Genomic DNA, 18,211 nt, shown 5'->3' with positions numbered 1-18,211 from the left:
AGCCCTAAACTTTAGGTCTCTGTGTTTGTGGATGGGAATTATAGGGAGTAATAGCTTAGATGTTTCTTAAAGTGTGGAAGTTTTGAAAAGAATTTAGAAACTTGGTATAAATGAATTATTTGTCAATGTCTTAATAGTCTATAGCACAATAAAAACTTTATAAATAAGAGTAATATTAAAAGATGTTATGGATATAAAATTAACTATATATTGCTTATCATGCAGTAAAAAAATATGATATATCTAACTATTTATACTGAGAAGATAAAATCTGTATTTTTTATTATTTGATTGTGAAGTATTAATTATTTAAGAAGAGGAGTTATAGTAAGACTTAGAAGATTATTTTCTTCTAAGTTCTTTGATACGAGCTTTTTTACCTGCAAGATCACGTAAATAAAACAGTTTTGCACGACGAACTCGACCGCGACGAATAACTGCTATCTCGTTAATTGAGTCAGAATAAATTGGAAAGATTCTCTCAATACCGATAGAGTTAGCACCAATTTTACGAACTGTAATAGTCTGACCAGTACCTTGACCTCTTTTTGCAATACAAACACCCTCGTAATTTTGTACACGAGTTTTGTCACCTTCTTTAATTGTTACCGCTAAACGTACAGTATCACCAGCACGAAAATCTGGAATATTTTTCTCAGATACTTGTGCTTTTTCAAAGTTTTCTATGTACTTATTTCTCATAAGATTTCCTTGTTCTATGCTTTAAAAGCTGCTCTGGTCTGAAGAACTTAGTCTTATATTCAGACAGAGCTAATTTTAGTGAGCGAATTTTACTATGATTTCCCTTTAAGTATTCTGATGGAACACTATTGTTGTCATAATTTTCCGGTTTTGAAAACGATGGTGCTTCTAAAAGTCTATTTTCAAAACTTTCTACAGTTAAAGAGTCGCTATTTCCAAGAACACCATCAATATTTCTTGAAATAGCATCACATATAACTAAAGAAGCAAGCTCTCCGCCGGTCAAAATATAATCACCTATACTAAAAACCTCATCTGCGTATTTTTCTATAACTCTCTCGTCAATCCCCTCATATCTTCCACTCACAAAAGCTATATGAGATTTTTTTGCCAATCTTTTAGCATCATTTTGTCTAAAAGGTTTTGCGACAGGAGTTAAAAAAATAAGATGTACATCAGCGTCTTTAGATTTTAATTCATTTAAAGTATCGTACAAAGGCTGTGGATTCATAACCATTCCGGCTCCACCTCCAACGGCTGTGTCATCAACTTTATTATGTTTTGAGTTGCTGAAATCTCTTGGATTTACATACTCTATTTTTAAAATATCTTTTTGAATTGCTCTTTTTAAAATGGAGTCTCCAAAATATCCTTCAACTATATTTTGAAAAAGAGTTACAAAAGTAAACTTCATTATGACGCTTCTAAGATATCCATAGCACCGCTAACTATTATTACTTTTCTTTCTATATCAGTATTTAGAGTAAATGGCTTTATAAAAGGAATTAAAAAACTTTTTGCAAAACCTTTTTTTATCAAAGCTTCATCAGTTTTAATGTTAAGATAGTTAGTTATACCTATTCTTTCTACCTCTTCAACAACTCCTAGAACTTCGCCATTTTCAACCACGCTACAATCTTCAATATCAAACCAAAAATATTCACCGTCTTCTAAATGGCACTCTTTTCTTGTTCTCTCGATTGTTGTATATAATTTTTTGTTTGTAAGTTTTTTTGCTTCTTCCGGAGAGTTATAACCGACTACTTTTATTAATTCTCTTTCATGATTTACTTCACTTAGAGTTATACTCTCATTTTCATTGATTAAAAAAGACACACCCTTTACGAACTGTTCAGGAAAATCACTTTTAATATGAAATTTCATATCGCCTTTTAAACCGACAGATTTGCCGATTGTAGCAATATGAAGCAGTTTACTTGATTGCTTCGACATTTATACGATAACTTACGCCGTCTTTAGCTTTACAGCCAGATATAACAGTCTTAATAGCACCTATCATTTTACCCTCTTTACCAATCAACTTGCCTATGTCGGCTTGATTGGCATAAAGTAAGATTTCTGTTGTTTCATCGCCCTCTTTTACCTCAACTCTTACATCATCGGGATAGGATGCTATAAGTCTTGCAAATTGTGCGACAAAATCTGCTATCATAATTAACGACCTGTTATCTTTTTAACACGATCACTCATTTTAGCACCAACGCTTAACCAGTAATCTAATCTTTCACTATCAACAACTGTAGTTTTTTCTGCTACCATTGGATTGTAGTGTCCTATTAACTCAATCCAACCGCCATCTCTACGTTTACGTGAATCTGTTACCGCAATACGGTAAAAAGGTTGTTTTTTTCTTCCCATTCTAGTTAGGCGAATTACTGTTGCCATTTTTTGTCCTTCTCTGCACAAGTCATATTTCAACTTGCTGTATATGTTAAATTTTGCATTTTGAATGCAAATCTATAAACTTCTAAAAGTTTATAGATTTACTCTCTACATGTAGTTAGCGTCTTAGTGCCCCGGCACCGCCCATTTGACCCATCATAGCCTGAAGGTCTTGCATCCCTTTTTTACCTGAAAATTTCTTTGCCATTTTACCTGCATTTTTAAACTGCTTAATCATACGATTTATCTCAACAATCTCTAAGCCGCAGCCTTTTGCAATTCTAGCTTTTCTAGAGTTGTTTAGTAAATCAGGATTTTCTCTCTCTTTGGCTGTCATTGAAGAGACCATGGCTTTAATATTTTTAAGCTCACCTGAATTTTCAAGATCAAAATCTTTAAGTGCTTTTGACATGTTACCCATGCCAGGAATCATACCAAGAAGTGACTTCATGCTACCCATCTTCTTCATACTTTCCATCTGCTCTAAAAAGTCGTTGAAGTTAAATTCGCCTTTTTTGATTTTAGAAGTAAGTCTTTTTGCCTGTTTTTCATCAATCGCTGATGCAGTTTTTTCAGCTAGACCTTCAATGTCTCCAAAACCCATAAGTCTGTTGACAACTCTATCCGGTAAAAAAACTTCCAAGTCTTCCATTTTCTCGCCGCTACCGATAAAACGAAGAGGAACTTGAACTTGTGATGATAAACCAAGAGCGACACCACCTTTTGAATCACCGTCATATTTGCTTAGAATTACACCGTCTATTCCGATTTTCTCTTTAAATGCCGTTGCTGTTTTAATAGCGTCCTGACCTGTTAAAGAGTCTGCAACATAAAATATTTCACTAGGATTAGCTACTTTTTTAACAGCCTCAAGTTCATCCATAAGTTCGTTATCTATCGCTAAACGCCCTGCAGTATCTATAAGCACAACATCGTAAATCCCGCTGTTTGCTTTCTTAAGTGCCGCAGTAACAACTTCTACTGGATTTTTTGTACTCTCATTCTCATATAGCTCAACCCCGATTTTTGCCGTAATTTGACGAAGCTGTTCAACTGCCGCTAAACGCTGAAGGTCAGCTGCTACAACAAGTACTTTTTTTTGTTTAGCTTTTAAATAATAAGCAAGTTTTCCGGTTGTAGTTGTTTTTCCTGAACCTTGAAGTCCGGTCATAAGAATAACGGTCGGAGGTTTTGATGAAAATATAAAACCTCTATTTCCGCCGATTTCTAAAAGCTCGTATAACGTAGCTCTTAGAGCATCTAAAAACTGATCTTTACCGATTCCGTTTTTTCTAGTTTCTGTTTGAACTTTAAGTATTAAATCTCTAACGACTTTATGATTTACATCCGCTTTTAAAAGAGATTTTTTAAGTTCATCAAGAGCTTTAGTAAGGGCTTTTTCATCATCATGAAAACGAATTTTTTTAATAGCATTTGTAAACGAATCTGTTAATATATCAAACATAAACCCTCCTCTTTTAAATTATCTCAGGTGTAAAAAGTGGCGAATTGTAGCTGAAACTTACTTTAAGAATTCTTTTATTATAAATTTAAAGTAAAACCTATCTACAATGCTTTGTTAAAAACTTATTAAGCTGGTTTGCAAACAGATGTGCATCTTTTTGTTCAAACGGCTTTGGACCTTTTGTAATCTCTCCACTCTCTCTTATCTTTTCCATTAAATTTCTCATAGCTAGATACTGTTTTATATTATCCACACTATATAGTTCTCCGCGGTGATCAATTGCATGTGCTGATTTACTTATAACTCTATCTGCCAAGGGGATATCTGCCGTTATAACCAAATCTCCATCTTTAAGCATTTCGGCAATGTAATTGTCGGCTTCGTCTGCGCCTTGTTCAACAATTACGTAAGTAATAAGTTTTAATTTACCGATTGTTATAGGTTTATTTGAGACAACAATTGTTTCTATATTTAATCTCTGGATTTGGCGGAAAATAATTGGTTTTAGCAGGTTAGGAAATGCATCGCCATCAATAAACAAACGCACTATTTTATCAACTTCATTTTTTCTACTCTTGAGAGTTTTTTTATCTCATATTCTCGCTTAGAAGCACTACTTTTATCTTTATGTTCTTCAAAGTAAATCAATTCTAGCGGTCTTCTTGCACGCGTATATTTTGCGGCTTTTGGCGAGTTATTATGCTCATCTAGCCTTCTATTTAAATCGGTAGTGATTCCTGTGTATAAACTCTCATCACTACACTTTAACATGTAGAGATACCACAAGCTTTTTGTACTATTCAAAGTGAACAAAAGTCTTTGGTTCAGGTGCTACAAACTCCATATCCAGAAGTCTTACTTTATAAGCGTGAAGCATAACGCGTTTTGCACGTCTTCCACCGTACTGCTCATCGCCGACTATCGGATGTTCTATATATCTTAAATGTGTTCTTATCTGATGAGTTCTTCCATGATGGATAATACACTTAATTTTAGTTTTATTTCCACTTACCAAATCAGGAAAAACCTCTGTTCTAGCAGGTTTTCCTTTACTTGATACATTTGATGTTGCACGATTGTTTTTCTTAGTAGTTAATATCGGTTTATCAATATCAACAGGCTCGGAAATAATTCCTTCAACCCATGCGATATACTCTTTATAAACTCTATCTTTTTTAAACTCCATTATCGCCTTTTCTCTAAACTCTTCATTTTTCACAAGCATTAAAACACCGCTTGTTTCGCGGTCAAGTCTGTGCAAAAGTACTGCCGGTTTAAACTGTCTTTCTATCTCATCAGAATTTACATGTGCCGGCTTATCTACTACAATCAAATCGTTGTTTTCAAAAATAGGTTTTATTTTTTCTACTTTTTCAACTTTAAACACTGTTTTTGTGTCAATGTCTCCACGAGCAATCATTACCTTCTTATTGCTTGCATATACCAAACCGCGGTCTATCATTGATTTTGCTTCTGAATTAGAGATTCCCTCTTGTGCTGCTAAAAGTTTATACGCTTTTTCTAGTGCCATTTTATATTATTTCCTTAGTTTTTTTATAAAAAATGAAGGAAACCCTCCATTTATTTGTCTGCCAAAGGAACTCGTCCCTTTGGCTTCGCTAGCCGCTCGGGCACTGAAGCTAACCCCTAAAGGGGTAGATTTGGATTTTTTATTCTCTCAATCACAGGTTCTAGGTTGATTTTTTCTTCAACTACACTCGGCGGCAAATCTCTACATGTCATAAGTGCTTTATGTATCTCATCACTCTCGACATATTGAACATGATGAACATATTTGAAAAGCTCTTTTTGATGAAAAAAGTGTTTCCCAGTAATTATTTTACATCCAAAATGTGCAGGTTCAAGAGGATTGTGTCCACCGACATCCTCTCTAAAAGCACCTCCTAGTATTGCTATATCACTGATTGCGTAAATATTATTCAACTCACCCATCGCATCGACTAAAATCATATCAGCTTTAAATTCTTTGTCTTGAGAAAATCTGCTTAACGTAAAAAGATTTTTATCTGCATAGCTTTTCATAAGCAAAAATACCGCTTCAAATCTCTCAGGATGTCTAGGAACTACGGCGAGCTTTGCGTCACTTTGCTTTCTATACTCGACAAAAGATTTTAAGACGCTCTCTTCTTCACCTTCATGAGTACTTCCTGCAACTATCAACTCTACATTTGGTTTTTTATACTCTTTTGTTTGTGTAATTTTTCCCGCTAATTTTATATTTCCGATAACTTCAATATTTTTTGCCCCAAGTGCTAAAAATCGATTTTTATCAGCATCGCTTTGAGCATAAACAATCTCTACATGTGAAAGTATTTTTTTATAAAACCATGCAAATTGAAGATATTTTTTTACACTTCTCTCAGAGATTCGAGCATTTAAAAGTATAATTCTTGCTCCTTTTGCTCTTAAAACAGTAAAAAGCATATACCAAAATTCCGCCTCTAAAACTATCAAAAACTCTTCTCTTTTAGCCCAAAACGGCACAAGCATCTCATAGGGCAGATATCTAACCTCGGCATCATATCTCCTAGCCTCGGCTTGCCCCGTATGAGTTATTGTTGTTATTTTTATATCGCAACCCTTTAAAAGCTCCAAAATCGGTTTTAATGCCCTTGCTTCGCCTAGCGAGCATACATGAAACCAAATTCCGCCGCTACCTTTAAATCTTGGATTGTTAAAAAGAAAAAAACGAGCAGGGATTGATTCTTTATATTTTTGTTTAAAAGAGAGATATACCAAAAGCGGCAGTGCAACTAAGTAAAGCACTACGCTTATGATAAAGTATAAAAGAGTAAAAGGCTTCAAGCCTATTCTTCGTGAGCTTCCATATAGAGAATACGTCCGCAGTGTGGACAAGTTGTAATCTCCTCAGCTTTTATTACATCTGCATAAATTTTATCATTTATAACCATATGACAACCCATACAAGCCTGCTCTTCAACCGGAACAACGGTAGAATTTTTAGCCCATCTGCGGATTTTTTGATAAAATGCAAGCCCTTTTTGATTCATTTCAGAAATTAATTTCTCTTTTTGAATAAATACCTCTTGACGTGAATTGTTGATAACTTCAAGTTTTTGGTCAACTTCAGCTTTTATAGATGCCAAATTTGCTTCTATCTCTTCAAGAGATGTTTTTGCGGCTTCTACCTGTTCTGTTTTTAAATCAATAATTCTCTCAAGTCTTTCAATCTCTTCATTTGCAAAAGTTACCTGCTCTTTTGCAATCTCCTCTTCAAGCTGAAGTGATTTCATTTCACGTTCAGTTTTGATTTCATGACTTTTTTTAGAATTTTCTTCTAATTTTTGAGAAAGCTCCCCAAGATGAAGCTCGTTCTTCTTCTTTTTAATCTCTTCATCTCTTATCTCTTTGCTTAAGCTCTCAATATCAGAATCGATACTCTGTTTTTTAGCTAAAGCAGCTTCATATTTATAATTAGCTTCCTCAATTTGAGGCTCAAAAGCATCTATCGCTTTGTCAACATGTGATAGGTCAATTAGCTGTTTTAGGTGTAAGTTCATTAATCTCCTTTTGGATTAAATAGTTGTACCGATTTCTTAGATATAAGTAAAAGGGTTTTTTGATGATGAAATTATAGCTTCTAAACCTAAATTTTTCAAATGTTTTAACAAAATATCTGCAAAAAAGCGTTCACTCTCAAAATGTCCGATGTCAATTAAGGATAAATTTATACTTTTTGCTTCCATAGCATCGTGATATTTTACATCCCCGGTTAAAAAACAGTCAGCCTTTATCGATTTTATTAAAGAGCATCCTGAACCTGTTGTAAGAGCTGCTCTTTTTACCCTCCCTGAACTTTTTACACATTTTGCGTGAGGGAGTGAAAATGCAGATGCTACTTTTTTAGCAAAAACATCAAAATCTTCATCTACGTCCAAATATGCAACAAACCCCTCTTTTTGAGCAATCTTATAACCTAAAATCTCCGTTGCAACATACTCGTTTAGATGTGTTTGGTCAAAATTCGTATGCATTGAAATATTTGAGATATTTTTTTGTATCATTTTATGAATCAAATTTGCCGGATATTTACTAAATTCCAACTGTTTTAGACCGCCGAAAATCAACGGATGATGTGTTATTAAAAGAGTGTTTTCTTCCATTGACTCTATAAGCATCTCGTCAACATCTATGCTTAGAACTATTTTTTGTATATCTTGATTAAAATCTCCAAGCAGCAAACCTGAATTATCCCAAGGCTCTTGAAGTTCAAACGGCGAGAGGTTATTTAAAAATTCATATATCTGGGATATTTTCATTCTCTTCTCCTAAGCAAGTTTTGCTAATTCTTCTTTTGCTTCGCTAAAATCAGGATTTATCTCAATAGCTTTTTTATACATCTCTTTTGCTTCGTCAAAATGCTTCATGTCAACTAAAAGATTACCATAGTTATAATATGTAACAGCATTATCTGGATTGATATTTAAAGATGCGCTTAGATGCATCCTAGCAGACACAAACTCTCCCTCTGCTCTATAAACAGAAGCTATAGAATTATGAATATACTCATTTTTGTTATCCTTCTCAAGTGCTTCTTTAAAGTACCTTATGGCTTCACTGTTATCGCCTGATTGCTGTAAAATATAGCCTATCTTAAACAAAATGTCCGCATCTTGCGATACTTTTGTGTTTGCTTCACTGTATAAAGCCAAAGCTTTTTGCATATCACCTTCATCAAACGCTTCATCAGCTCTTTGAACCAATGACTCAGGGTCAAAAGAAGATGGAGTATGGTTATCTTTTTTTGGCTGTGGATCTTGCAGTGTTTGAATATGCTCATAAACTTTAAATGCAAAAAATGCGGAGATACCTAGCATTATTACTTGAAATAGTGTCATTATATGCCTTTTAATAATTTTTTATTCATTAGTTCTATAAATTGAAGTGGGTCAACTTGCTCACCGCCTACTCTAAAACTAAAATGAAGATGAGGGCCTGTTACTCTGCCACTCTTACCTGATAATCCGATAACTTCGCCTTTTTTTACAATACTTCCATTTTTTACATTGAATTTACTCATATGAAAATAGCACGAATAGACGCCGTGTCCGTGATCTATCAAGACCGAACCGCCTGAGTAAAATCTATCTTTAGCCAGAACAATTTTCCCATCATTACATGCTAATAAAGGCGTGCCAATATCTGCTCTAAAATCGGTTCCGCTGTGGTAACCTTTTAAGCTTCCGTTATAAACTCTTGCCTTGCCGAAATCACTTGTGATTTTACTTTTTAGCGGAACGATAAAACTTGATGTTATATAACTTTTGGGGGTTGACATGTTATATATTTTCATAGCCTCTTCATACTCTATAGAAGCTCTTTTTTTATCTTTTTCGTTTAGAGTCACTTTTGAGCCATCTACTTTTAACGTCTCTTTTTCATACTTTCCATCTTCTACATGTACAAAAAAAGATTTACTCTTTTGTGTCGCTGCTTCTTTGTAAAAAATTCCAACCTCTTTTTTACTCGGTTTTTCATAATAACTTATGGGAAGGAGTGCATAATATTTTTTATCATCTATAGGATTTTTAAAAATCTTATATGTTTTATTTTCGCTAACAATCTTTTCATAATCTATATTTTTCTCTTTTTCAAACTCGAACAACGCCGTTTTTCCGTTTGAAATAGTTGAGTCTGAGATGTCAACGTTAAAAGAAAAAAGCGTACATGTAAAGAGCATAAGAAGAGAAAACAACCTCATCAATAATCCTTCATTGAACGCTCTATATCACGCTTCATATCTTTTTCTTTTAAATCGTTTCTTTTGTCATGGAGCTGTTTACCTTTTGCTATGGCAATCTGGATTTTTACAATGTTTCTATCGTTAAAATAGAGCTGAAGCGGGACAACCGTGTAACCATCTTTTTCAACTGCTTTTATCATTTTTACTATCTGCTTTTTATGTAAAAGAAGTTTTCTGCTTCCTCGCTCTTCATGTGCGTAAAAGTGATGAGTCGTCTCTAGCCTTCCTATGTGGGCATTAAACAAAAATGCTTCACCCTGCACAAAGCGGATAAAACTATCTTTTAAGTTTACTCTCCCTGCTCTTATGGCTTTTATCTCGCTACCTTTAAGAACTAAACCCGCCTCAAACTTCTCTTCTAAAAAGTAATCAAAATAGGCTTTTTTATTTTTTGCTATCGTTTCGCCCATTACTCATTTTCCTTATTTTTTACTCTAAAAAAACTGCTTCCGCTTCCGCTAAAATAGTATCCGTGTTTATAATAATTTTTCAGCTCTTTATACTCTTGAAGTGCAGGTTTAAAGAGGTCGTTTGCCTCATCAGGCTTCATGGTTTTAAGTATATCCAGTGATGATGTTTTTTTAAGCTTATTAGCCTCAAAACCGTCTATTGGATTATAGAAATTTTCTCTATATGCTGCATAAACCTTCGGTGTGCTAATCTCTAGCTTTGGAGTAAAAACTTCAAAATCAAGATGCTCCTCTTTAAACTCTTCAACTATTTCGCCTATTCCGCTTACATTAGCACTGTCGTAGCCGTAAATAAAAAATGCAACATCGGCTCCGACTTTTAATCCGACAAGCGAGAGCTCATTTTTACTAAGTCCAAGATGCAAAACTTCGTTGCACATCTTTAAAAATGTTGCCGCATCGCTGCTTCCGCCGCCAAGACCTGCAAAAGCCGGGATATTTTTATTTACATGTACTGCATATTTTCTCATCAAATTTTTAAGAGAATTAGTGCGAGTATTATCCAAAGCATCCAAAAGAGCCATATATGCCTTATAAATAGTATTTTGCTTTGTCGAGCAAGAGAACTCGCCGATAATTTTAAGCTCGTCTGTTTCATCTTCTTTTGTAACAAACGAAAGTTCATCATACAAAGAGTCCACTTTTACAAACCTTGAGACAATCTCATGGTAATTATCTCTTTTGCCTGTTATTTTTAAAAAAACATTTACTTTCGCATAAGCTTTATAAAGCTTCATTTGTTTATCTCTTATTTTTTGATAATAGCGCTAAGCAGAGTTAAATCTTCCGGTTTTGTCTCTTTAGAAGCTGCAATATTAGAAGATTTGACATCTTCAAGCAACTCTTTTCTAACAATAGAGATATCTCTAGGTGCATCAATTCCGACTTTAACAATCCCTTTTTCAATTGAGATAATTTTTATCGTAATATTATCCCCGATAACTATAGATTCATCTATTTTTCTAGATAGTACTAACATTCAATCCTGCCTAATTCATAATTTACTTCTGCGTCTTCTATATTTATAATCGAGATAAAACTGCCGCTATCAAGCCAATAATACCCATTTTTTTTAATCTCTAACTCATCTAAAGCAAGAACTCTTCCATATTTTAAATTATCAGTCTGCCCATGATAAAAATTTTGTGCAATATTTAAAGATTTTTTGATATCCAATGCTTTTTCATCATTATATACAAACTGCCCTTCATTTAATCTCTCCAAAGAACTAAGGCTTCCAAATGTAACTCCAAGCTTCTTTGCAATCATAAGCCCCAAAGAGCGAATATAAGTTCCTTCGGAAACAGTAGCTTCAAATGTTACAAACGGATGACAGTAACTAATAAACGAGATATCATAAATGGTTGAATTTATCTTGTTTAAAGTAAACTCTTTGCCTGCACGAGCCAAATCATAGGCTCTTTGTCCATTAATTTGCTTTGCACTAAAAATCGGCGGCTCATACTCAAGCTCTCCTTCTAGTGATTTAAGTGCATTTAAAACATCAGCTTTATCAAACTCTTTTAAAATTTCTACATGTTCAATCAGCTCAGTGTCTAAACTATCTGATTTTGCACCCAGCCACAGAGTCGCTCTATACTTTTTTGGAGTTTTATTTAAAAAGCGAAACAGCTTTGTATGACTTCCCGTTCCTATGATAAGCACACCCTTTGCAAACGGGTCAAGAGTTCCGGAAAAACCTGCTTTTTTTGTCTTATATTTTCGTTTAAGAGAAGTTAGAAAAAAATTTGAACTTACACCTGTAGGTTTATATGCAACAAAAAGTCTATTCATAGTCTCTCAACGAATGATGCCAATATATCTCTTTTTGTACCTGCAAAGTTGATGCTTAGCTTAAATTCTCTTCCGGATTTGCTTACCCCGTTTACTCTTCCGGTACCGAAAATTTTATGTCTAACCAAATCGCCTTTTTTAAAAGCCGTATTTTTCTCGACTATAAGCGAACCTTCGCAAAGCCCTGCTTCATTGAAGAATCTGCTTTTTTGCAAATCGCTTCTTCGCCCTTTATAAAATCTGCTCTCTACATGTGAAAGAGTCAAAGTCTCTTTTGCTCTTGTAAAAGAGACGTACCCTAAACGTCTCTCCTCTTCAAGGTCACTCCCATCACCCACAAGTGGCAAAAATCCCTCTTCTAAACCGATAATAAAGATATGGTCAAACTCTAAACCTTTTGAGGCATGAATACTCATCATGTAGATACTCTCGCCTTCAACTTGGTCTTGCTCACTCTGCAGAGTAAGCTCATTTAAAAACTCATCTAAAGAGGACTCCGGAGAATTTTTTACAAAATCACGAAAAAGACCGTAAAACTCATCCATATTTAAAACTCTATCTGCCTCATCAGGCATGCCCGTATAGATATCTTTTAGACGAAAAGTCTCTTCTAAAACATCTATAAAATTGTACGTAGATTCTGTTACTACTTTTGCTACACTCTGAATATCTTTTATAAACTTTTTAAGCGTCTTTGCATTTTTGTTTTTAACTAAAGACTCCAAATCAGCTAAAGGAGTCTTTTTAATATACTCAAATATTGAACTCTCGTTTGCATGGGCTGCAAGTTCTATTTTATCTACACTTGCTTTGCCTAAACCTCTTTTTGGCTTATTTATTATGCGTTTAAACGAAAAATCATCGTTAAAATTTGTAATAACCCTGATGTAGCTAATGAGGTCTTTTATCTCTGCTCTGTCGTAAAATCGTAGTCCTCCGACAAGTTTGTACGCTATGCCAGCGCGGTTAAGTCCTTCTTCGATGGAGCGGCTTAAAACATTTACGCGATAAAGTACCGCTATATTTTCAGCTTTTACTCCTGAATCTAAAAGTTTTGTAATTTTTGAAGCAATTTTTCTAGCTTCTTCATTCTCATCAGAGGAGTTTAAAATAGTTATATCTTCACCACCTCCGCGCGTAGAGATAAGCTTTTTCCCAAGTCGTGAGCGATTGTGTTCTATTAGCGAGTTTGCGACTTTAAGAATGGGGTCGCGAGAACGGTAGTTTTCCTCAAGTTTAAAGACAGCCGTATCTTTAAAATCCTGATCAAACTCCATAATATTTCTAATATGCGCACCACGCCAGCCGTATATGCTCTGGTCATCATCTCCTACGACACATATATTATTATGTGTCGTACAGAGCTTTTGCAATAGTTTTAACTGCAACTCGTTTGTATCTTGATATTCATCCACCATTACATATCGATACTTTTGGGATGTAGCATAAGCTAGTTGTGGATTTTCATCCAAAAGTTTGTATGTAAGCGCTATTAAATCGTCAAAGTCAACAAGATTATTTTCTAAAAGATAAGTTTCATACTCTTCATAAACTTTTGCTATCTGCTGATAATTAAAAATTTCTGCTTGTTTATATGCATCATCAGGACTTAATAGTGAGCTTTTATACCTTGATATTTCACTGGCAATTAGCTGCGTAGGTATTTCACTGTTTATTTTTTTAATAATACGTTTTTTATCATCGGTATCTATTACAACAAAATTATTTTCTCTATTTAAAAGGTGTATATTAAATTTTAAAAAAAGCAATCCAAACTTATGAAAAGTACAAAGAAGCGGAGGATAAGCAGGGTTTTGCATCATCAAAGATGCACGGTCTCTCATCTCTTTGGCAGCCTTATTCGTAAAAGTTAGTGTCAGAGTATTTGAAGCAGGAATACCTACCCCTTCTATAAGATAGGCAAGCCTAGAGACGATTGTCGTTGTTTTTCCGCTTCCGGCACCCGCCAATATAAGAACGGGACCTTCCGTCTGCCTTACGGCATCGGCTTGCGAATTGTTTAATTTACTAAATATTTTTTCCATAATCTCTGCCATTACTCACATTGGTTTAAATTATTATAGCCAAAAAGTTATAAATTATTACAGAACTATTGCATTAATTATAATATTGAGTTATACTTTTGCTTATTATTTAAACTTATAGGAATTATTATGTTAAAAGATTTTGCAAAACTACAAACTTTTCTGATGGTTATTAAAGAGAAAAGTTTTTCAAAGGCATCAGCAAAACTTGGCATATCTCAGCCGGCAGTTACTCAGCAGATTAAGTTTATCGAAGATTACCTTGATACAAGAATAGTTGAGAGAAAAAAGAACGGAATACTACTAACAAAAGAGGGTGAAGACCTTTTTAGAATCGCTCTTAGACTTGAAAAGGCAATAACAAACAGCGAAAAAGAGCTTTTAAAAATTATAAACAAAGATTTTACGTTTATTATGGGTTCGTCAAATGCTATAGGAAACTATATTTTACCTAATTATCTTGGTGAAATCAAAAAAAGAATTAATAATAATGTTTACATGAATGTCGGGCAATCCAGTGAAATCATTGACCAATTAGAAGATAAAAAAATTGATGTTGCACTTATAGAGTCTCCTGTATTTAGAGATGGTATTATATACAGAGAGTGGGTTTTAGATGAGCTTGTAGTATTTTCAAACCAACCTCTAAAAAAACATTTAACGGCAGAAGATTTAATGGGATTTAACTGGATATGCAGAGATGAGCACTCACATACTAGAAAATTGACAAGTGAAGTTTTTGACGAGATGGGTGTTCAATGCAATAACTTTCATGTTCTTGGAATTCTTGGCAGTCCAACTGCTATAAAAGAGTCTATTTTACATGCTGATGCTAACAGCGAGAGACCTGTAGTTTCTGTAATGTCAAGACATGTAATTGCAGCTGAACTAGCTGATGGCAGACTTTTTGAAGCAAGACTAAAAAATTATAAAATAGAGAGAAGTTTCTATATAGCCTACTCAAAAGAGAGAAAGCATGATGCTTTTGTAGATAATGTAGTTAACTATCTACTATCTTTAAATAAAGTATAAATTAAATAATTTATACTTTATTTTTTTAAAAATTTTGAATTTTCAGGGTTTGATAAAAATGATGCCATTGAATTTTCAACACCTCCATCATCTACTTTCTTGATACTTTTAATATCTTTTTTGTAATTAGCTAAATTTATAAGCAGAGGCGTCTCATCAACAATAACCTGCATAATGCTTAAAAGCGGAACAGTAACTATACTGCCGAAATTATCAGTTCCAAAACCCGCTTCAAAAACAAGATTTTCTCCTATGATACTTGCCGTATCAAATGTATAACCCGCTAGAAAAAAAAGTGTCATCGGTCTAAACTCTGATCTTATAATCTCCGGAAGAGACGGTTCAAAAGTAATATGCTCAATTTTACATAAAATACCGAAACTTTGATCTTTTTCAAATAAATGAATTATTAAATTTTGTATATTTTTTTGCATAATTCTCGCAAAATCTTTATCTTCTATTACATAATCTAGCAAAAAAAATCCTTTATATTTTTTGTAATTATATCAAAATCTATCATCGCATTCATAAGAGCAACGTTAGAAAAATTTTTCAACTCATCTACATGTATCTTTTTTTCAAATATTTTACCCTCTTCCAAAAGTCTCTGTCTTGTTGTTCCCTTTAAAAGAGGCAAAGCGGGAGTAATCCATCTTTGTAAATCATAAAAAGCGATATTTGCTATGCTTGTGTCTGTTATAAAAGAGTTTTTAATTATAAGGACATCATCACATTCACCTCTTTTTGCAAATAGTTTATCAAGCTCCTCTCTACATGTAGATTTTAACGAATACTCTATATTATCATCATAAAGCAATTTCAGTGAAGCTATATCTCTTTTTATATACTTATAGTAGGTTACATCTATTTGGTGAGGTTCTTTGGATAAATCATAAGTTAAACGACATCTATACATACCGTTTTTCGGAGGGTTTAAATATAGGCTTAAATTTTGAACCTCTTTTACTCCAAACTTTTTTAAGACGCTCTCATACCTCTTTTGATGATAAGAGATATGAAAAACCTCTCCATCTTCAGCTCTAATGGTTTCTAAAAAAATCTTACACACTAAAGAGGTCTGTACTTAAATATCTCTCACCTGTATCACAAAGAATAGTCAGAAGTGTTTTACCTTTAAACTCTTCTCTTGAGGCTACCATCATTGTTGCATATACGTTTGCTCCTGCAGATATGCCTACAAGAAGACCCTCTTTTTTAGCTAACATTCTTGCAGTTTTTATAGCATTTTCATTGCTTACTTTTATTACTTCGCCGTAAATTGTCGTATCTAAAATATCAGGTATAAATCCCGCACCTATCCCCTGAATAGCATGCGGACCTGCCGGTCCCCCTGAGAGAACGGCGGATGATTCAGGTTCAACGGCAAATATAGCAATATTTGATATCTCCTCTTTTAGCACTTTTGCCGTTCCGCTAAGAGTTCCGCCTGTTCCAACCGCGGCGATAAATGCATCTACTTTTTTATCCGTATCTCTTAAAATTTCCCTAGCTGTCGTTAACATGTGAATTTCCGGATTTGATTTGTTTTTAAACTGCTGCAAAACTATAGAGTCTTCTATTTCAATATTTAATTCATCCGCTTTTTTTATTGCACCACGCATACCCTCTATAGCAGGAGTTAGAACAAGTTCTGCTCCAAATGCTTTTAGCAGTTTTCTTCTCTCCATACTCATAGATTCCGGCATAGTTAAAACCAGATTTAAACCAAGTGCAGCACAGTTGGCTGCCAATGCCACTCCTGTATTTCCGCTTGTAGGCTCTATTATAGTCGTTGTTTGAGTTATTTTACCAGCTTCCATCGCTCGTCTAATCATATTGAAACCTATTCTATCTTTAACAGAACTTGTAGGATTCATAAACTCGCATTTTGCGATTATATTCGTACCAGTTATTTCAGATGCCGTATTTAGCCTAATTAATGGCGTATTTCCTATTAGCTCTGTTATATTTTTTGCAATTTTCATAAATATTCTCCAAATAAATCAAACAATTTTATGATATCCTACCAAAAAAAATATTATAAGAGGCTATAATGTATCTACATAAACAAATCAATTCAATAGAAGCCGCACCTCAAAAAGCAGGTAAAGGTGTCTCTATGAAAATGCTTCTCTCTATGGAAGAATCTCCAAATTTTGCAATGCGTAATTTTATAATCGATGCAGGAGGACATATGCCGTTGCATACAAACAGTGTTGAGCATGAACAATATGTTTTATCGGGATATGCGAGTGTTCAAATAGGAGATGAAATTATTGAAGCTAAGGCAGGTGATATTTTGTTGATTCCTGCGGGTGTTTCTCATAGTTATAAAACTGTAGGAGACGAGGCATACAGTTTTTTATGTTTAATACCAAAAGGCGAAGACTGTATTACTATTATTGATTGATTTTAAACCTGATATTGTGTAGTAACAAACATCACCACAATTGCAGGTGCTGTTTGTAGGGTATTCTCTTAAACTTTATGAAATAAATTACTTTAGATAGATCAAATTGGGTATAACAAATTACATATTTGCTTGATACAAGAAAAAGTATTCAGAATATATTTGTGTGGGAAATAATCTTGAAGTTGTATGGTGCGCCCGACATGATTCGAACATGTGACCGCTGGTACCGCAAACCAGTGCTCTATCCAGCTGAGCTACGAGCGCACACCATCTCTATTAAAGAGAATGAAATTATATCACTCTTAACTTATACAATAATAAAATCTATTATTAAATTTCTAATTTTTTTGTAATTTCTTCTATCTTTTGTTCTTGCAAAAACAAATCATGATTTTTACGCACATATGCTTGAAGCAACAACTTCAAATCGTTATTGCCGTCCATATTAAAATCTTTTCTCATCTGTTTTTCAAGAAAAGAGGCAAATGCATCATCAACATCAACATCAAAACGACGACCGCCTATATTTAAACCAAGCCTCTTACTCATCAATTAAACCATTATACTTTCTAATTTTTCAACTATAGCTTCTATTTCAGAATCTTTAATAGCATTTTGTTCTATCAGTTTTTCCATCTCTTGATTTTTTATTTCACTCTCTGCTTTTAACTTAATCAACTCTATACGAAGAGCCTCATTTTCTTCCCTAAAAACACTATACTGCTCAACGATACTTGATACTTTATCATTCAATTTTGCCAAAGTTGTTTGATTATGCATAAACAATCCTATTTATATTATGTAAACATAATTCTATCATAA

Annotated in this window: 26 protein-coding genes and 1 tRNA gene; 2 read left to right on the top strand and 25 right to left on the bottom strand. The window is 33.9% G+C overall.

Going from position 1 to position 18,211, the window contains the following annotated elements; all coding sequences use genetic code 11:
* Positions 1-342: 342 nt before the first annotated feature.
* The 19 genes from rplS to A2530_RS07505 form a co-directional block, all read right to left on the bottom strand.
* Complete coding sequence (gene rplS, locus A2530_RS07595) at positions 343-702, bottom strand: 50S ribosomal protein L19 (RefSeq protein WP_294884629.1); 360 nt, start codon at positions 700-702, stop codon at positions 343-345.
* On the bottom strand, positions 692-1,396 hold the full coding sequence (gene trmD, locus A2530_RS07590) for a tRNA (guanosine(37)-N1)-methyltransferase TrmD (RefSeq protein ID WP_294884631.1): 705 nt from the start codon (positions 1,394-1,396) through the stop codon (positions 692-694). The genes rplS and trmD overlap by 11 nt, the downstream gene beginning before the upstream one ends.
* Positions 1,396-1,935 (bottom strand): ribosome maturation factor RimM, encoded by a 540-nt coding sequence (rimM, locus tag A2530_RS07585; protein WP_294884632.1) that lies wholly within the window; start codon positions 1,933-1,935, stop codon positions 1,396-1,398. The genes trmD and rimM overlap by 1 nt, the downstream gene beginning before the upstream one ends.
* Positions 1,916-2,155 carry a KH domain-containing protein gene (locus tag A2530_RS07580; RefSeq protein WP_294884634.1) on the bottom strand — a complete coding sequence of 80 codons (240 nt, stop codon included), beginning with the start codon at positions 2,153-2,155 and terminating at the stop codon, positions 1,916-1,918. Before A2530_RS07580 ends, rimM begins: the two co-directional genes overlap by 20 nt.
* A gap of 2 nt (positions 2,156-2,157) precedes the next feature.
* Positions 2,158-2,388 (bottom strand): 30S ribosomal protein S16, encoded by a 231-nt coding sequence (rpsP, locus tag A2530_RS07575; RefSeq protein WP_294885146.1) that lies wholly within the window; start codon positions 2,386-2,388, stop codon positions 2,158-2,160.
* 115 nt (positions 2,389-2,503) lie between these two features.
* The gene (gene ffh, locus A2530_RS07570) at positions 2,504-3,850 is read right to left on the bottom strand and encodes a signal recognition particle protein (protein ID WP_294884635.1); all 1,347 of its coding nucleotides are present in this window, start codon (positions 3,848-3,850) and stop codon (positions 2,504-2,506) included.
* Between the two features lie 97 nt (positions 3,851-3,947).
* Positions 3,948-4,397: a YaiI/YqxD family protein gene (locus A2530_RS07565; RefSeq protein ID WP_294884637.1), complete on the bottom strand. Its 450-nt coding sequence runs from the start codon at positions 4,395-4,397 to the stop codon at positions 3,948-3,950.
* Positions 4,397-4,621 carry a GIY-YIG nuclease family protein gene (locus tag A2530_RS07560; RefSeq protein ID WP_294884638.1) on the bottom strand — a complete coding sequence of 75 codons (225 nt, stop codon included), beginning with the start codon at positions 4,619-4,621 and terminating at the stop codon, positions 4,397-4,399. Before A2530_RS07560 ends, A2530_RS07565 begins: the two co-directional genes overlap by 1 nt.
* A 25-nt stretch (positions 4,622-4,646) precedes the next feature.
* Positions 4,647-5,381, bottom strand: coding sequence for an RNA pseudouridine synthase (locus A2530_RS07555; RefSeq protein WP_294884640.1), 735 nt, complete (start codon positions 5,379-5,381; stop codon positions 4,647-4,649).
* 116 nt (positions 5,382-5,497) lie between these two features.
* Complete coding sequence (waaA, locus tag A2530_RS07550) at positions 5,498-6,676, bottom strand: lipid IV(A) 3-deoxy-D-manno-octulosonic acid transferase (RefSeq protein WP_294884642.1); 1,179 nt, start codon at positions 6,674-6,676, stop codon at positions 5,498-5,500.
* A gap of 2 nt (positions 6,677-6,678) precedes the next feature.
* Positions 6,679-7,392 carry a C4-type zinc ribbon domain-containing protein gene (locus A2530_RS07545; protein WP_294884644.1) on the bottom strand — a complete coding sequence of 238 codons (714 nt, stop codon included), beginning with the start codon at positions 7,390-7,392 and terminating at the stop codon, positions 6,679-6,681.
* 36 nt (positions 7,393-7,428) lie between these two features.
* Positions 7,429-8,151: a Nif3-like dinuclear metal center hexameric protein gene (locus A2530_RS07540; RefSeq protein ID WP_294884646.1), complete on the bottom strand. Its 723-nt coding sequence runs from the start codon at positions 8,149-8,151 to the stop codon at positions 7,429-7,431.
* A gap of 9 nt (positions 8,152-8,160) precedes the next feature.
* On the bottom strand, positions 8,161-8,730 hold the full coding sequence (locus A2530_RS07535) for a tetratricopeptide repeat protein (RefSeq protein ID WP_294884648.1): 570 nt from the start codon (positions 8,728-8,730) through the stop codon (positions 8,161-8,163).
* Positions 8,730-9,593, bottom strand: a complete 864-nt coding sequence (locus tag A2530_RS07530) for a M23 family metallopeptidase (protein ID WP_294884650.1) — start codon at positions 9,591-9,593, stop codon at positions 8,730-8,732. The genes A2530_RS07535 and A2530_RS07530 overlap by 1 nt, the downstream gene beginning before the upstream one ends.
* Positions 9,593-10,045, bottom strand: a complete 453-nt coding sequence (gene smpB / locus A2530_RS07525; protein ID WP_294884652.1) for an SsrA-binding protein SmpB — start codon at positions 10,043-10,045, stop codon at positions 9,593-9,595. Before smpB ends, A2530_RS07530 begins: the two co-directional genes overlap by 1 nt.
* Complete coding sequence (locus tag A2530_RS07520) at positions 10,045-10,842, bottom strand: 4-(cytidine 5'-diphospho)-2-C-methyl-D-erythritol kinase (RefSeq protein WP_294884654.1); 798 nt, start codon at positions 10,840-10,842, stop codon at positions 10,045-10,047. Before A2530_RS07520 ends, smpB begins: the two co-directional genes overlap by 1 nt.
* 11 nt (positions 10,843-10,853) lie before the next feature.
* Complete coding sequence (gene csrA, locus A2530_RS07515) at positions 10,854-11,084, bottom strand: carbon storage regulator CsrA (RefSeq protein ID WP_294884656.1); 231 nt, start codon at positions 11,082-11,084, stop codon at positions 10,854-10,856.
* On the bottom strand, positions 11,078-11,899 hold the full coding sequence (gene truB, locus A2530_RS07510; RefSeq protein WP_294884658.1) for a tRNA pseudouridine(55) synthase TruB: 822 nt from the start codon (positions 11,897-11,899) through the stop codon (positions 11,078-11,080). The genes csrA and truB overlap by 7 nt, the downstream gene beginning before the upstream one ends.
* Positions 11,896-13,944 (bottom strand): ATP-dependent helicase, encoded by a 2,049-nt coding sequence (locus A2530_RS07505; RefSeq protein WP_294884660.1) that lies wholly within the window; start codon positions 13,942-13,944, stop codon positions 11,896-11,898. The genes truB and A2530_RS07505 overlap by 4 nt, the downstream gene beginning before the upstream one ends.
* Before the next feature lie 129 nt (positions 13,945-14,073).
* Here A2530_RS07505 and A2530_RS07500 point away from each other — a divergent pair, with 129 nt between their 5' ends.
* On the top strand, positions 14,074-14,976 hold the full coding sequence (locus A2530_RS07500) for a LysR family transcriptional regulator (RefSeq protein ID WP_294884661.1): 903 nt from the start codon (positions 14,074-14,076) through the stop codon (positions 14,974-14,976).
* Positions 14,977-14,993: 17 nt separating this feature from the next.
* Here A2530_RS07500 and A2530_RS07495 read toward each other — a convergent pair whose 3' ends face one another.
* Genes A2530_RS07495 through cysK form a run of 3 tightly spaced genes read right to left on the bottom strand, consistent with a single transcriptional unit; the run spans position 14,994 to position 16,961 of the window.
* Entirely contained in the window at positions 14,994-15,452 is a 459-nt protein-coding gene (locus A2530_RS07495) for a hypothetical protein (RefSeq protein WP_294884662.1), read from the bottom strand.
* Positions 15,446-16,045, bottom strand: coding sequence for an aminotransferase class IV family protein (locus tag A2530_RS07490; RefSeq protein WP_294884663.1), 600 nt, complete (start codon positions 16,043-16,045; stop codon positions 15,446-15,448). The genes A2530_RS07495 and A2530_RS07490 overlap by 7 nt, the downstream gene beginning before the upstream one ends.
* The gene (cysK, locus tag A2530_RS07485) at positions 16,038-16,961 is read right to left on the bottom strand and encodes a cysteine synthase A (protein ID WP_294884664.1); all 924 of its coding nucleotides are present in this window, start codon (positions 16,959-16,961) and stop codon (positions 16,038-16,040) included. Before cysK ends, A2530_RS07490 begins: the two co-directional genes overlap by 8 nt.
* A 68-nt stretch (positions 16,962-17,029) precedes the next feature.
* On the opposite strand from cysK, the gene A2530_RS07480 reads away from it, so the two are divergent.
* Positions 17,030-17,386, top strand: coding sequence for a cupin domain-containing protein (locus tag A2530_RS07480; RefSeq protein WP_294884665.1), 357 nt, complete (start codon positions 17,030-17,032; stop codon positions 17,384-17,386).
* A gap of 190 nt (positions 17,387-17,576) precedes the next feature.
* Here the strand turns inward: A2530_RS07480 and A2530_RS07475 are convergent.
* From A2530_RS07475 to A2530_RS07465, 3 genes are all read right to left on the bottom strand, one after another.
* A tRNA-Arg gene (locus A2530_RS07475) sits at positions 17,577-17,653 on the bottom strand.
* A gap of 66 nt (positions 17,654-17,719) precedes the next feature.
* Positions 17,720-17,938, bottom strand: a complete 219-nt coding sequence (locus tag A2530_RS07470) for a hypothetical protein (protein ID WP_294884667.1) — start codon at positions 17,936-17,938, stop codon at positions 17,720-17,722.
* Between the two features lie 3 nt (positions 17,939-17,941).
* Entirely contained in the window at positions 17,942-18,169 is a 228-nt protein-coding gene (locus tag A2530_RS07465; RefSeq protein ID WP_294884668.1) for a hypothetical protein, read from the bottom strand.
* Positions 18,170-18,211 lie beyond the last annotated feature (42 nt).

Source organism: Sulfurimonas sp. RIFOXYD2_FULL_34_21 (assembly GCF_001830805.1).
In the GTDB taxonomy this organism is placed as follows: domain Bacteria; phylum Campylobacterota; class Campylobacteria; order Campylobacterales; family Sulfurimonadaceae; genus Sulfurimonas.
Note: the sequence above shows the minus strand (reverse complement) of the source record. Positions and strands in the feature narration are given on the sequence as shown.